The sequence below is a fragment of the Bradyrhizobium sp. Leo170 genome, from assembly GCF_004296405.1.
GTDB lineage: Bacteria > Pseudomonadota > Alphaproteobacteria > Rhizobiales > Xanthobacteraceae > Bradyrhizobium.
Genome location: NZ_PSRR01000007.1, coordinates 21374 through 35227 on the forward strand (window position 1 = coordinate 21374; position 13854 = coordinate 35227).

The window sequence follows — 13854 nt, forward strand, 5'->3', positions numbered from 1 at the left end:
TCAAACAGGGAGCCTGTCCTATGCTGAAATCGTTAATCGCCGGAGCCGTGCTGTCGCTTGCCGCCAGCGCGTCGCTGGCACAACCGCAGACCGAAATCGTGCTGCAATATCCGTATCCAGAACTGTTTGCCGAGACTCACAAGCGCATCGCCGAAGAGTTCGCCAAGGAGCGGCCGGACATCAAGATCACGCTGCGCGCGCCTTACGAATCCTACGAGGACGGCACCCAGAAGGTGCTGCGCGAAGCCGTCACGAACCAGATGCCCGATGTCACCTTCCAGGGCCTGAATCGCATCCGCGTGCTCGTCGACAAGAACATCCCGGCCCAGCTCGACGATTTCATCGCCGCCGAGAAGGATTTCGACCGCCAGGGCTTCCACCAGGCGATGTTCGACATCGGCACGGCGAGCGGCAAGATCTACGCCCTGCCCTTCGCGATCTCGCTGCCGATCGTCTATGTCAATCTCGACCTGTTGAAGCAGGCCGGGGGCGATCCGAACAACCTGCCGAAAACCTGGGATGAACTGATCGCGCAGGCAAAGAAAATCAAAGCGCTCGGCCCTGATATCAACGGTGTGACCTATGTCTGGGACATCACCGGCAACTGGCTGTGGCAGGCGCCGGTGTTTGCGCGCGGCGGCACCATGCTAAATGCCGATGAGACGAAAGTGGCCTTCAACGGCCCCGAAGGGCAGTTCGCGATCCGGATGCTCGCCCGCCTCGTCAACGAAGGCGGCATGCCGAACCTCGACCAGCCCGCGATGCGCGCGGCCTTTGCCGCCGGCAAGACCGGTTTCCACATCACCTCGACCTCCGATCTGAACAAGGTCACGCAGATGATCGGCGGCAAGTTCGAATTGAAGACCCACACCTTCCCCGACGTCGTGTCGCCGAACGGCCGCCTGCCGGCTGGCGGCAATGTCGTGATGATCCTGTCCAAAGACAAAGCGAAGCGCGACGCCGCCTGGGAAGTGGTGAAGTTCTGGGCCGGACCGAAGGGCGCGGCGATCATGGCCGAGACCACCGGCTACATGCCGGCCAACAAGGTCGCCAACGAAGTCTACCTGAAGGACTTCTACAGCAAGAACCCGAACAACTACACCGCGGTGAGCCAGATGGCGCTGCTCACCAAGTGGTACGCGTTCCCCGGCGACAACGGGTTGAAGATCACCGACGTGATCAAGGACCACATGAACTCGATCATCAGCGGCGCCCGCTCCAAGGAGCCCGATGCGGTGCTCGCCGAGATGACCGCCGACGTGCAGAAGCTGCTGCCGAAGACCACCGGCGCGACGCGCTAAAGCCTTTCGAAACCCGCGGCGGGGCGTATCATGCGCCCCGCAGCTCATTTGCGGAGCGCCCCCATGAAACTCATCCACATGAGCGATATCCACCTGACTGCGCCGGGCTCGACCATCGGTGGCCGCGATCCGCGGAAGAACTTTGAACGCGCGCTGACCCACATCCTCAGGGATCACCATGACGCCGAACTGATGGTGATCACAGGCGACCTCTCGGACTGGGGCGACCGCGACGACTATCAGTGGCTGAAGCAACGCCTCGAGCAGTTCCCGATCCCGGTGCGGCTGTGCATCGGCAACCACGACAACCGCGCCAACTTCCTCAGCGTGTTTCCCGACCTCGCCGCGGAAGGCGGCTTCGTGCAGGGTGTCCATGACTTGCCCGCCGCACGCTGCCTGTTCCTCGACACCGCGCATCCCGGGACACACGCCGGCCGCTATTGCGACGAACGGCTCGGCTGGCTTGCGGCGCGGCTCGCCGAGCATGACGGGCCCTTCCTCCTCTTCATGCATCACAACCCGATGCCGACGCACATTGCGCCGCTCGATCAGATCCGTCTGCTCGACGACGCCGCGTTCCGGAAATTGGTGGCGCGGCACCGCGAGCGGATCCGGCATATCTTCTTCGGCCATTGCCACCTGCCGCTCGCGGGATCGGTCGCCGGCGTTCCCGTTTCCTCGCTGCGCGGCACCAACCATGCGAGCTATCCGCTATTCGCCGAAACAGAGGTCCTTTGCGCGTCGGATCTGCCTGAAGCCTATGGCGTTGTGTTCTTGGGCGAGGATTACGTCACCGTACACATGGTGGAATTCGGTTACGACGGTCCGATCCGCATCGAGGGTTCGCCCGACTACCAGGCCTGGAACCGGGAGACCATGGTCCGGTGAAATTTGTCGTCCTGACCGATACCCATTTCGTCGCCCGCGGCCGCAGGATCTACGGCCTCGATCCGGCAGATCGGCTCGCTGCCGCGATCGCCCGCATCAACCGCGACCATCCCGACCTCGCCTTTGTCATCGTCACCGGCGATCTCGCCCATTGGGGCGAGGACGCGGCTTACGAACATCTTGCCGATGCGCTGGCGCGCCTGAACGCGCCGACCATCCTGATGATGGGCAACCACGACCGCCGCGATACGTTTGCTCGCTATTTTCCGGGCGCCGCCCGCGATGCAGATGGTTTTGTGCAATCCGTGCAGGTGTTCGACGCCGCGACCATCGTCACCCTCGACACGCTGAACGAGGCGGCTCCGAACCACGAAGGCCTGCTCTGCGAGCGCCGGCTCGCCTTCCTCGAGCATGCGCTGATGTCGGCGCCGACGAACCGCCCGCTGCTCTTGTTCCAGCACCACCCGCCGTTCGACACCGGCCTGCGCTACATGGACACCATTCGACTCGCCAATCCGGACGCCGAGTGGGCGGTGATCGCGCGCACGCGCCGGCCGGATTATCTGTTCATGGGCCATCTGCACCGGCCGATCGCAGGGCTCTGGAACCGCATCCCCTTCCACATCCAGCGCGCGCTGGCGCACCAGGTCGCTTTCGACCTTGAGACCGAGGGCCACATTCCCGGCTCGCACGAGGCGCCGGACTATTCGCATGTCACGGTGAGCGGTGGACAGATCGTGATCCACCAATGCTCGTTCATGTATGCCGGACCGCGCTTCTCGCTGCACGACCAAGCGGCGCTGAACGGCGCGCTGGGGTAGCGCTTCGATTCTGATTGAATCAGAACGGAAGCTCTTCTTGTTCGAAAATGAATGCCGAGCCGCTCCCGAGAGGATAACTCAGCGAAGCGATGCCGCAATATCGGCGATCGATCTGAAAAGGATAAGTGGATTGTCCTTTGAGGGAATGAAGCCCCGTCGGTGCCAGAACGATGCAGCCTCGACGTCCACGGCGTTGACGATCAGTGCGCGGCCTCCGATCAGGCCGGCGGCCGTGACGCAGCGCTGCAGCGCATGCTTGAGCAGGCCAGTGCCAATTCCCTTGCCAATCCAGTTCTGATCAGTTGCAAGCTGTCCCAGCAGCAGGCAGGGGACCGGGTCGGGCGGTTGACCCGTTCGGATAGATCGCGGCAGTACTGAAGGCACGATTGCCGTTGGCGCGAGACCATAATAACCGATCACACGATTGGCTTCATGGACGACAAGAACAGCCGTAAAGCCTTTCTCCTGGTTGGATAGCGCTCGGGTTTTGAGCCAGCGGTCGAGCGACGGCTTGCCACAGGAGAACTCGGCAAGATCGTGGGCTGCCGTCAGTAACTCAGGCTCGGAGACCGCCAAGCCTTACTTCCCGGTCTTTGAACCGCTGGTCTCCCACGGGGCCGCACGCCGGAAGAGCTCAACCATTTCGGGGACCGCGGCAGCAGGCTTGGACAATGCCGCCGTGAAGGCCTTGAAGCCTGCGGCGCTCATCCGAATTGGCGCCGTTTCCATCAGCACATCTTCGGCCGCTCTTACGGCCGCGTCACGTACGAAATCGGTTCGTGAACGGCCGCGCAGCGCTGCTGCCCGATCGATGATCGCAATGTCGGCTTCGGGCAGCCGCATCGAAAGCGGGTGCTCCTTGCGCTTAATGGCTCGGGGCATGAGTGGTCTCCCTGACAGAATATATAGAATTCTGTAGCGCGTTTTGCAATACAAAAGCCAAGGGTAGGCTTCGTGCGTCTACTCCGCCGCTTTCGCCTGCGGTGGCGTTGCCGTCCCGCGCAATTTCTCCGACAGGTTGATCAGGAACATCGCGGTCGGCCGGAGGATGAAGAGGTCGGCGACGAGGGCTGCGATCATCGAGAAGGCGGAGAGCCAGCCGAACAGGCGCAGCGACGGCAGGTCGGAGAATACGGTCACCACCAGGCCGCAGGCCAGCACCACCGTGGTCAGGATCAGCGCGGGTCCGACCAGGACGGTCGCGCGCTCCACCGCGAGCGCGGCGGTGATGCCGGGCTTGCGCTCGAGCCTCAAGCGGTTGAGGAAGTGGATGGTCGCGGAGAGGCCGAGGCCGAACGATACCGTCAGCGCCACGACGCTCGCAAATTGCAGGCCTTCGCCGAGCAGCCACAACACCGTGCCGGACAGCACCACCGGGAAGATTCCCGGCAGGATGCAGGAGAACATCACGACGACGGAGCGGAAGGCGAGCCCGATGAAGATCGCGACCAGGGCGAATTCGATCGTCAGCCCGTGGTTGAGCTTCTCGATCATGCTGGCGCTGTTGCGCGCGGCGATCGCGGACAGGCCGGTGACGGCGATCTCGTAGCCGGGATGCTCGGCGCGCACCTTGTCGAGCGCATGATCGAGCTTGTCGACCACCGGCAGGATCTCGCTTGAATCGAGATCGGGCACGCGGCCGGACACCACCACGGCATCCTGATTCGCGGAAATGAAGCGCCGCACCAGATGTTCGGGGATGACGCTGACATATTCCTTCAGCGTCGCCACGTCGGTCGCGCCCGCCTTCTCGGCAAGCCAGCGGCGCAGCGTTTCCAGCGACCAGACATTGCCGACGCCGGCTGCGCCTTCGACCGTTGAGTGAACCTCCGCGATCACCTTCAAGGTCTCGGCGGAGTAGAGCGAAGCGCCCTTCGGGAATTCGACCAGGACATCGATCGGATTGGCGCCGGTCAGCTTCGCGTCAAGCCGATTGCTGGCCTCAACCGCCTGCTGCTTGTTCGGCACCTGGTCGGCCAGCCGATAGCGCGGCTCGAGATTGGCATAGATGATGCCGAGCCCGCCGACGAAGATCAGCGCGACCAGGCTGAACAGCCCAGGCCGGCTGACCATGCGCACCGCGATCCAGTAGCAGAAATTGCGCAGCGCCTGCACGCCGGCATCCGCGCTCTGGAACTTGACCGCGAAGATGCGCTCGTTGCGCACGAACAATACGCCGAATACCGGCACCAAAGACAGCACCGCGAGCAACGCGATGATGGTGGCGGCAAGCCCCGCCTCGCCGAATTTGCGTATCAGGTCGGAATCGGAGAACTGCAGCGCGATAAAGGAAATGCCGGCGGTCGCGTGCGTCAGCACGCAGGCCGGCCCCACCACCCGGACGGCATTGGTGAACGCGCTCAATTTGTCCTGCCCCGCGATCAGCCGGTCGCGCGCCGCAAAGGTGAGCTGCATCGAGTCGGAGAAGCTGATCACCATGATGAGCGGCGTCATCACGTTCAGGAACATGTTGAGATTGAAATTGGCCCAGCCGAGGGCGCCGAGCGCGAGCAGGATCGCAATCATCGGCGGGAATGCCGCCACCACCATGAAGGAGATCTTGCGGAAGAAGATGATCGCGATGACGCAGCCGGCAAGGATGCCGAGGACGTTGTAGGTCAGCCCGTCGCGCTCGACAGCGTTGCGGATCTCGAGCTGCATCACCGGCACGCCGGAGAGCTGGGCGTTGAGGCCGCTGCCGGAGAGATCGTCGGCCATGACCTTGCGGATCTCGCCGACTGCGGTGCTCAGCTTGTTGCTTGAGACCACTTCCGGATCAAGCGACAGCACGACGAGCGCCAGCGTGCCGTCCTCCGACAACAGCTTGCCGCGAATGATCTCGTTGGATTTCACCGTCTCGACGAACTTGTCGTAGGCCGCGCCTTCCGGCAGTTCGTTGGGGAACAGCGCCGCCGGCAACTTGCCGGGCTCCGGCGCCTGCCGCGCCGAGAACAGCGAGATCAGGCCGCGCACGCCTTCGACCAGTTGCAGGTCGGTGACCATGTCGCGCAACTTCTCGAGGTTGTCGCGCGCCAGCAGCGTCTTGCCCTCGACCACGACCAGCACGTCGAACTCGGTCGCCGGGAAGCGCTTCGTCACCTCCTCGTACTGCTTGTAGTCCTTGGTGTTGGAACGGAACAGTTGCGACAGCGAATCATCGATCTTGATCCGCTGGACGCCGAACACGGCCGCGATCATCAGCGCGACCAGCACGATCAGCGAGACCACCGGGGCTTTGACCGCGATCAGCCCGATGCGCTCCAGCCCGAAAGCGATGCTGGCCCCCTGCGGCGGCTCCTCGACCTTTCCGACGTGGACCTGACTTTCGGAATTCTTTTCGAGCATGCCCTGTCCAGTTCTGAAATCGGCGCGAATTGTCTAGCTTGGGTTTTACGGGCGTGAACAACGCTCTACGGCCACTTCCAATCGGCGCTAGCCTTTGAAAACACGGAAGTATTGACCGCCGCCGGTTTTACAGGCCCCTCCCCCGCCTCGCAAGCACGAGGGAGAGGTCAAATCGGCGTGTGCGGTACAAAAATCGCCATTAAGTATCTGATTTGTCACAGCGCAGGAGCGGATCGGGCTGAAGCCGTCCTGCTCTCATCTCTTTGTTCGAACGTGATCTTTTCGGAGGGCCGGTCCCGCCTCCCCGGATCATGAGCTCAGGGCGCGGCCAACTGCGGCGGAATGCCTCCGCTCTCGTCCTTCAACGCAACGCCAGTGACTTGGCGGCTCAGTCCCTCGCGGACCAGCCACGCGATTCGGTATGCGGCTTCCGCGTAGGTGAGGCCCGCGCGGTGAATGTTGGAGATGCAGTTTCGTTCCGCATCGGTGCGGCCGATCCGCGGCGCGAAGGTCAGGTAAGCGCCGAGGCTGTCGGGCGCGGACAGGCCGGGCCGCTCGCCAATCAGCACCAGGACCATGCGCGCGTTGAGAAGCGCACCGATCTCGTCGCCCAGCGCGACGCGGGCGCCCGAGGCGATCACGGTCCCGCCGATATTGATCCGGCCGGCCGCAAGCTGCGGCAGCAGATGGCGAATCAGTTCGACCGCATGGACATTGACCGCGGTCGGCGACAGGCCATCGCCGATCACAAGGTCCAGTTGGCTGGACGTGCTGCCGAGGCTCTCCAAGGCGCGCCGCGATTCGGGATCGAGCATGCGTCCAAGATCGGGACGCCTGAGATAGTCGCGGCGATCGCGCGCCTGGCTCAACACCTGGAGCGGCTGCAGGCCGAGTTCGTTCAATCCTGCAATGAGGCCATCGAGATCGAAAGCGGCGTGAACGGCGTCGCGCGCACGGGCATGGTCGAGCGTGAAGCCCAGCAGCGCCTCGGTCGGCAGGCTGGCGCCGGAACGGCCGAGCCCGACGCGCGCCGGCGTCAATTCGCGCAGGCGCGTCAGCGAAAGGGGCGGCGCCGGTGGTTTCATTTCCGGCTACTCGGCAGGCACGGAAGCTTCGCGCAACCGGATCGAATAGTTCGACGCGTTCTGCTGGCCGCTCGAGGCCGCACGCGCGAACGTGATCAGGTGATGCGCGATCATCGACGATGCGATCAATCCCTCGATGTCGCCGCGGCGAAGCCGCCCGAGCGCGAACTTCCAGAATGTCCGCTTATAGTCACCGAGCACGCCGACCTGCCAGAAGATGTTGCGCAGCATGATCAGCCCGCGCCTGATATTGGCCCAGCTCTTCATTTCCGGGTTGACCGGGACCTTCACGCGGTTGGCGTAGGTGTAGTCGCATTGGTGCTCGTAACGAGCGAACAGCTTTTCGGGCTCGTAGGCCACCTCCATGCACCGCTTCCAGGAGCTGATGACCTGATCGTAGGGCAGAAGGAACTCGACGTTGGAGTCGCGGCTGTCGTCCTCGACCAGGCGTCCCTCGCGTTCGAGCCGATCCCAGAGCGGCGTCTTCGGCAGCGCCTGCAGCAGGTTGATCGTCAATAGCGGAATCCGGGATTCATCGACGAAAGCAAGCAGCGCGTCCGCGGTCTCGGGCTTGTCGGTGTCCAGGCCCATGATGATGCCGGAGACGACCTCCATGCCGTAGGAATTGATGGTCTGAACGCCTTCCAGGATCGGGACCATCATGTTGTGGTCCTTGTGCATGGCCTTCAGCGCGTCGGGATCGGGCGTCTCGATGCCGCAGAAGATCGTGACGAAGTAGGCTTCGCGCATCTTCTCGAGGATCTCGGGCCGCTTGGCGATGTTCAGCGTCGCCTCGCAGGCGAGCCGCACGACGTAACCAGTCTTCTTCTGCCACTCGATCAGATGCGGCAACAGGTCCAGCGTCGCCTTGCGGTTGCCGATGAAATTGTCGTCGACGAAATAGACCGTGTCGGTCATGCCGCATTCGCGCAGCCGGTCGAGCTCGGCGATGATCTGCTGCGGCGTCTTCAGGCGCGGGTTGCGGCCGTAGAGGCCGGGGATATCGCAGAACTCGCACTGATAGGGGCAGCCGCTGGAGAACTGGATGCTGCCGAGGAAATAGCGTTTGGTCTCGGCAAGCTCGTAGGCCGGAATCGGGAACTCCGTCATCGGCACACGGTCCACGGTCTTCAGGACCACCTGCTCAGCGGGACGCGACGTATCGCGCGCGAGCCGTGCGATCAGCTCATTGGTGGCGTCGCCGAGTTCGCCGACATGGAGATAATCGAAGGACGGATAGTAGTCCGGACATGCGCTGACCGACGGGCCGCCAAGGGCGACGGCAAGATCGAAGGCGTGCGCGCGGCGGCAGATGTCGTTCATGTGGTGGCGCTGGATGTGCATGCCGCTGACGAACACCGCCTCCGCCCACTCGAAATCTGCCTTGGTGGCGGGACGGATGTTCTCGTCGATGAAGCGGACCTGCCAGTTTTCCGGCAGATAGGCCGCGATCAGCAAGAGCCCCTGCGGCGGCATGAAAGCCTTGACGCCGTCGGTCAACGGATAGGCGTATTCGAACGTACCGAACGCCGATGTGTAGCGCGGGAAGACGCAGAGGATGCGTCGTGCCGCCTCGATGCCCTCAGCTCTCATCCAAACTTCCTTAAGACGAGCCTAAACCAAATGTAAGCACGGCATCGGACGCTGGGCCAGAAATTCTTCAAGATTGTGGCGGCGCACACGCGCCGGGAACGGGTCGTTGCCAAAGAGCACTGCGAGAGGGAACGCCGAGTTTCAGGCGATCAGGCGCGAGGCAAATTCGGGCAGCAGCCCTGCGCGATCGGTGAGCCGGAAGTCGTTCCCCGCGAGCCCGGCGCGCAACAGCCAGTCGTCGAATTCGGGCGCCCGCTTGAGGCCGAAGACGTCCCGGACATAGAGCGCGTCGTGGAACGACGTCGACTGGTAATTCAGCATGACATCATCGGCGCCGGGCACCCCCATGATGAAGGTGACAGCGGCCGCGGCCAGCAGCGTCAGGAGATTGTCCATGTCGTCCTGGTCGGCCTCGGCGTGGTTGGTGTAGCAGACGTCGACGCCGAGCGGCAGGCCGAGCAGCTTGCCGCAGAAGTGATCCTCAAGGCCGGCGCGAATGATTTCCTTGCCGTCGTAGAGATATTCCGGGCCGATGAAGCCGACCACGCTGTTGACGAGCAAAGGATCGAAGGCGCGGGCGACCGCATAGGCGCGGGCCTCGCAAGTCTGCTGGTCGACGCCATGATGGGCGTTGGCCGACAGCGCCGAGCCCTGCCCGGTCTCGAAATACATGACGTTGTCGCCGACCGTGCCGCGGCGGAGCGACAGCCCCGCCTCGCGCGCTTCGCCGAGCAGCACGAGATCGACGCCGAAGCTGCGGTTGGCGGCTTCCGTCCCGGCGATCGACTGGAATACCAGGTCGACCGGCAGGCCCTGCCCGATCAGCCCCAGCGTCGTCGTCACATGGGTCAGCACGCAGCCCTGGGTTGGGACCGAAAGGCGCGTGATGATGTCGTCAAGCAGCCTGAGCAGGCCGCCGATGACGTTGGGGTCATCGCTTGCTGGATTGATGCCGATGCAGGCGTCGCCCGATCCGAGCAGGAGCCCATCGAGGATCGAGGCGGTGATGCCCTTGAGGTCATCGAAGGGATGGTTGGGCTGCAGTCGCGTGCTCATCCGGCCGCGCAGCCCGATGGTGTTGCGGAAGCGGGTCGTCACTTCGCATTTCTTCGCGACCAGGATCAGGTCCTGGTTGCGCATCAGTTTCGACACCGCGGCCGCCATTTCGGGCGTGATGCCGCGGGACAACTTCTGCAGCGTGTCGGTGCTCGCGGCATCCGACAGCAGCCAGTCACGAAAGCCGCCGACGGTCAGCGACGAGATGGCCGCAAAAGCTGCGGCATCATGGGTATCGAGGATCAGGCGGGTGACCTCGTCGTCCTCGTAAGGAATGACCGCCTCGTTCAGGAACCGCTTCAACGGCACATCGGCGAGTGCGATCCGCGCCGCGATCGTCTCCTCCGCACTGCCAGCCGCGATCCCGGCAAGGCGGTCGCCGGAGCGCGGCGGCGTGGCCTTGGCGAGCAGGTCGCGCAGATCGCCGAATACGTAAGAAGTGGCACCGATGACGTGGCGATAGACCATGACGAGTTCCCGCGCGCTGGCCGCGCTTCATTGGATCAACAGCCTATCACCATGCAAGAACCGGTGCCGATCGGTTATCCGGGCCGGACGCCGCCTGGGTCGCTTGCCTTTGGTTGCAATGCGGAAAACTTCGCGCATTAAGAAATTGTCCATCAAGATTCTAGATGATTTTACCGGCCGTCGGTGCTCCCCGGCCCATCTGGAGTGCCGCGAATGGCTGAAATCACGACCTCTCCCCGCCCCATCCCTGTCCGCGCCATGGCGTCCCGGCTTTCGCTTGCTGCCAAGCTGTATGCGATCTTTGCACTGTTCGCGGTGCTGACCGCGGCCATCACCTTCCTGTCCGACTACAACAGCCGCCGGAACGCGGAGCTCACGGAGGCTGTGGAGACGGCAAGCCACGCGGCGCTGAACGTCGAGCGGGTCAATTCGCTCGTCTATGCGGTGGTGATGGAATCCCGCGGCATCTACATGTCGACGGATCCGGCCACGGTGAAGAAATACGGCGATGGGCTGCTCAAGTTCAACGAGCGCATCCTCGCCGTGGTCAAGAACTGGGAGCAGATCGTCCGGGCCGACGATGCCGAGCAGTTCGCCAAATTCAAGAAGCGCATCGAGCAGTTCGTTGATTTCCGCAAGGAGCTCGTGCGCCGCGGCGTCGAGATCGGCGCCGCCGCGGGCCGCGAATGGGGTGACAACGACGCCAATCGCGACGTGCGCACGGCGCTGAACAAGGATCTGGAGGCGCTGTCGAAGGTCTATGCCGAGCGCAGCAAGAAGCTGGCGCAGGAGACCGACACCAACCGCACCCTGGCGCTCGTCCTGACCGGCCTCGGCGGCCTGGCGCTGGTTCTGGTGGTGCTCGGCGTGCTGATCATCTCGCGCTCGGTCGCCCGCCCGCTGTCCGCGATCACCACCACGATCAGGCAGGTCGCGGAAGGCGAGGAGAACGTCGCGGTTCCTCACACTGGGCGCGGCGACGAGATCGGCGCGCTGGCGCGCGCAATCGAGATCTTCCGGGAGGCGATGCAGCGCAACCGCAACCTCAATTCACAGGTGCTGCAGGAATCGAAGGCACGCGACGAGCGCACCAGGCACATCGAAGCCTCGGTGGAAGCATTCCGCGAGGCGATCGGCGCGGTGCTGCGCGCGGTCAACGACAATGCGGCCTCGATGCGCGATACCGCGCAGGCCATTGCCAGCGTGGCATCCGATGCCAGCGATCGCGCGGTGACGGCCGCCGGCGCCACCACGCAGGCCGCCGATAATGTCTCCGCCGTCGCCAGCGCGGCCGAAGAACTCTCGGCCTCGGTGCAGGAGATCGGCCGCCAGATCCGCCAGTCCGCCGGCGCGGTCGAAGAGGCCGGCCAGCGCACCGACAGGTCGGTCGCCGAGATCGAAGGGCTTGCCGCCGCGACCCAGCGCATCGACGGCGTGCTCACGCTGATCCGGGCCATCGCCGAGCAGACCAACCTGCTCGCGCTCAACGCCACCATCGAGGCCGCGCGCGCCGGTGACGCCGGCCGCGGCTTTGCGGTCGTCGCCCATGAGGTCAAGGCGCTGGCGGAGCAGACCGCGAAAGCCACCGTCGACATCGGCGAGAATATCGGCACGATCCAGGCCTCGACGCGCAATTCGGTCGAAGCAGTGCGCGAGATCGGCAACGCCGTGCGCGAGATCAACGTGGTGACATCGAATATCGCAAGCGCAGTCGGCGAGCAGGATGCCGCGACGCGCGAGATCTCGATCAATGCGCAGGCGGCCGCGCAAGGCAATGACACGCTGGTGGTCAATATCGGCTCACTCAGCGACGCGATGGGCAAGACATCCGTCGCCGCGGAATCCGTGCTTGCCGCGTCCGGCGAATTGACTGCGACGGCGGAGACGCTATCGCGCGAGGTCGAGAAGTTTTTCGGTAATTTGCGCGCCGATCCGATTGAGGGCGCGCGGAAGAGCGCGTGATCAGTCCGCGCTTCGGTGCGCGCTCTGCTCGCCCACGATCCTGGGCAACAGCAGTTGAACGCGCGTGCCGCTGCCGGGCTCGCTATCCAGCCTGATGCGCCCTCCCAGGCGCTCGGTTACGATGTTGTGGACGATATGCAGACCGAGACCGGTCGCGCCTTCATGGCGGCGGGTCGTGAAGAAGGGATCGAACGCCCGACGCCTGGTCTCGGCACTCATCCCTGAACCGTTGTCGGCAAACACCACCTCGATATGATCGGGCCCTGCGCCGCGCACGGTCAGGTCGACGGCACCGCGGCGGTCGTCCGGAAACGCGTGCGCGATGACATTGAACGCCAGATTGGTCAGGACCTGACCATAAGGGCCAGGATAGCTGTTCATCCGAAGATTTGGCTCACACCATCCATTCAACGTGATGCCGCGCTCCTGAAACTCGGGACGCAGGTTGAGGAGGATCCGTCCGGTCAATTCGCCAACATCAAATTCTCGCCGCTCGGATTGATCGTCGTCGGCTGCGACCTGCTTGAACGCGCTCACCAGTTCGGCCGCGCGATTGAGGTTCGTCACGAGTTGGTTCGATGCATCGTTGATCGCGGCGACGAACTCGGTCAGCGTCGACCGGCGGAGCCCGCCGCGCGCGGCTTCGGCCGCAAAGCGCTCGGTCCTGCGCTGAAGTGACGAGGCAACCGTCAGGCTGATGCCGACGGGATTGTTGACCTCATGGGCAACGCCCGCGACCATCCGTCCAAGCGCGGCAAGCTTCTCGGCTTCAACCAGCGACGCCTGGGCCTCACGCAGATCTTGCAGCGCGGCCTCGGCAGCATCGCGGGCCTGGCGAAGCGCCTGCTCGCTGCGCTTCCGTTCGGTGATCTCCTCCGCCGCGACATTGATGGCAACGATCTGGCCGCTTGGGGCGCGCAACGGGTGCCAATACGTTACCCAGAAACGCTCATCGACCCGATCGGCCCGTTGACCGGCGACTTCAACGCCGATCACCGGTTCGCCGGTCTCCATGATCGACCGCACGATCTGCTCGACCGAGTCGGCCAGCGCCGGCACGCAATCCCTGACGGAGCGTCCGAGATGGTACTCGACGGACAATCCGCATATCTCGGTAAGACGTTGATTGATCTGCAGATACCGGCAGTCTGGAGACAGGCATGCGAGCCCGATCGGCGCTGTGTCATAGACCAGTTGCAGCGCCGGCTGCGGGAACAACATGACGGCCGCTGGTTCGCCCCCCGGCCTCGCATTCGCAGTATTCGACACCACGCCTCCCCTGCTGCCGAGTGGGCTAATTGCCGGAAGCACAGACTTGTTCCCATCATCGGAACC

The 13854-nt window shown here is 63.8% G+C and carries 11 protein-coding genes; 4 read left to right on the forward strand and 7 right to left on the reverse strand.

Annotated elements, in window-relative coordinates:
• Nucleotides 1-20: 20 nt before the first annotated feature.
• The 3 genes from CWO89_RS02650 (at nucleotide 21) to CWO89_RS02660 (ending at nucleotide 3010) form a co-directional block, all read left to right on the forward strand.
• Nucleotides 21-1301, forward strand: coding sequence for an ABC transporter substrate-binding protein (locus CWO89_RS02650; protein WP_130577121.1), 1281 nt, complete (start codon nucleotides 21-23; stop codon nucleotides 1299-1301).
• 63 nt (nucleotides 1302-1364) lie between these two features.
• A complete protein-coding gene (locus CWO89_RS02655; protein ID WP_130577122.1) occupies nucleotides 1365-2189 on the forward strand; it encodes a phosphodiesterase in 825 nt (274 codons plus the stop codon).
• Complete coding sequence (locus tag CWO89_RS02660; RefSeq protein ID WP_130577123.1) at nucleotides 2186-3010, forward strand: phosphodiesterase; 825 nt, start codon at nucleotides 2186-2188, stop codon at nucleotides 3008-3010. Before CWO89_RS02655 ends, CWO89_RS02660 begins: the two co-directional genes overlap by 4 nt.
• 78 nt (nucleotides 3011-3088) lie before the next feature.
• Here CWO89_RS02660 and CWO89_RS02665 read toward each other — a convergent pair whose 3' ends face one another.
• The 6 genes from CWO89_RS02665 to CWO89_RS02690 form a co-directional block, all read right to left on the reverse strand.
• A complete protein-coding gene (locus tag CWO89_RS02665; protein ID WP_130577124.1) occupies nucleotides 3089-3586 on the reverse strand; it encodes a GNAT family N-acetyltransferase in 498 nt (165 codons plus the stop codon).
• Between the two features lie 3 nt (nucleotides 3587-3589).
• Complete coding sequence (locus CWO89_RS02670) at nucleotides 3590-3853, reverse strand: type II toxin-antitoxin system TacA family antitoxin (protein ID WP_463699168.1); 264 nt, start codon at nucleotides 3851-3853, stop codon at nucleotides 3590-3592.
• 117 nt (nucleotides 3854-3970) lie between these two features.
• Entirely contained in the window at nucleotides 3971-6355 is a 2385-nt protein-coding gene (locus CWO89_RS02675; protein ID WP_130577126.1) for an efflux RND transporter permease subunit, read from the reverse strand.
• A gap of 317 nt (nucleotides 6356-6672) precedes the next feature.
• Nucleotides 6673-7440 (reverse strand): ethanolamine ammonia-lyase subunit EutC, encoded by a 768-nt coding sequence (gene eutC, locus CWO89_RS02680; RefSeq protein WP_130577127.1) that lies wholly within the window; start codon nucleotides 7438-7440, stop codon nucleotides 6673-6675.
• A gap of 6 nt (nucleotides 7441-7446) precedes the next feature.
• Entirely contained in the window at nucleotides 7447-9033 is a 1587-nt protein-coding gene (locus tag CWO89_RS02685; RefSeq protein ID WP_130577128.1) for a B12-binding domain-containing radical SAM protein, read from the reverse strand.
• A 141-nt stretch (nucleotides 9034-9174) separates the two neighbouring features.
• Nucleotides 9175-10557 (reverse strand): ethanolamine ammonia-lyase subunit EutB, encoded by a 1383-nt coding sequence (locus CWO89_RS02690; RefSeq protein ID WP_130577129.1) that lies wholly within the window; start codon nucleotides 10555-10557, stop codon nucleotides 9175-9177.
• A 213-nt stretch (nucleotides 10558-10770) separates the two neighbouring features.
• On the opposite strand from CWO89_RS02690, the gene CWO89_RS02695 reads away from it, so the two are divergent.
• A complete protein-coding gene (locus CWO89_RS02695; RefSeq protein ID WP_245475657.1) occupies nucleotides 10771-12519 on the forward strand; it encodes a methyl-accepting chemotaxis protein in 1749 nt (582 codons plus the stop codon).
• On the opposite strand, the gene CWO89_RS02700 is transcribed toward CWO89_RS02695, so the two are convergent.
• Nucleotides 12520-13788, reverse strand: a complete 1269-nt coding sequence (locus CWO89_RS02700; protein ID WP_245475658.1) for a sensor histidine kinase — start codon at nucleotides 13786-13788, stop codon at nucleotides 12520-12522.
• Nucleotides 13789-13854: the final 66 nt, after the last annotated feature.

Bases quoted from the DNA above. Each gene is read 5' to 3' on its own strand.
- CWO89_RS02650 (WP_130577121.1), top strand. From the start codon at position 21: ATGCTGAAATCGTTAATCGCCGGAGCCGTGCTGTCGCTTGCCGCCAGC.
- CWO89_RS02655 (WP_130577122.1), top strand. From the start codon at position 1,365: ATGAAACTCATCCACATGAGCGATATCCACCTGACTGCGCCGGGCTCG.
- CWO89_RS02670 (WP_463699168.1), bottom strand. From the start codon at position 3,853: ATGCGGCTGCCCGAAGCCGACATTGCGATCATCGATCGGGCAGCAGCG.
- CWO89_RS02675 (WP_130577126.1), bottom strand. From the start codon at position 6,355: ATGCTCGAAAAGAATTCCGAAAGTCAGGTCCACGTCGGAAAGGTCGAG.
- eutC (WP_130577127.1), bottom strand. From the start codon at position 7,440: ATGAAACCACCGGCGCCGCCCCTTTCGCTGACGCGCCTGCGCGAATTG.
- CWO89_RS02685 (WP_130577128.1), bottom strand. From the start codon at position 9,033: ATGAGAGCTGAGGGCATCGAGGCGGCACGACGCATCCTCTGCGTCTTC.
- CWO89_RS02690 (WP_130577129.1), bottom strand. From the start codon at position 10,557: ATGGTCTATCGCCACGTCATCGGTGCCACTTCTTACGTATTCGGCGAT.
- CWO89_RS02695 (WP_245475657.1), top strand. From the start codon at position 10,771: ATGGCTGAAATCACGACCTCTCCCCGCCCCATCCCTGTCCGCGCCATG.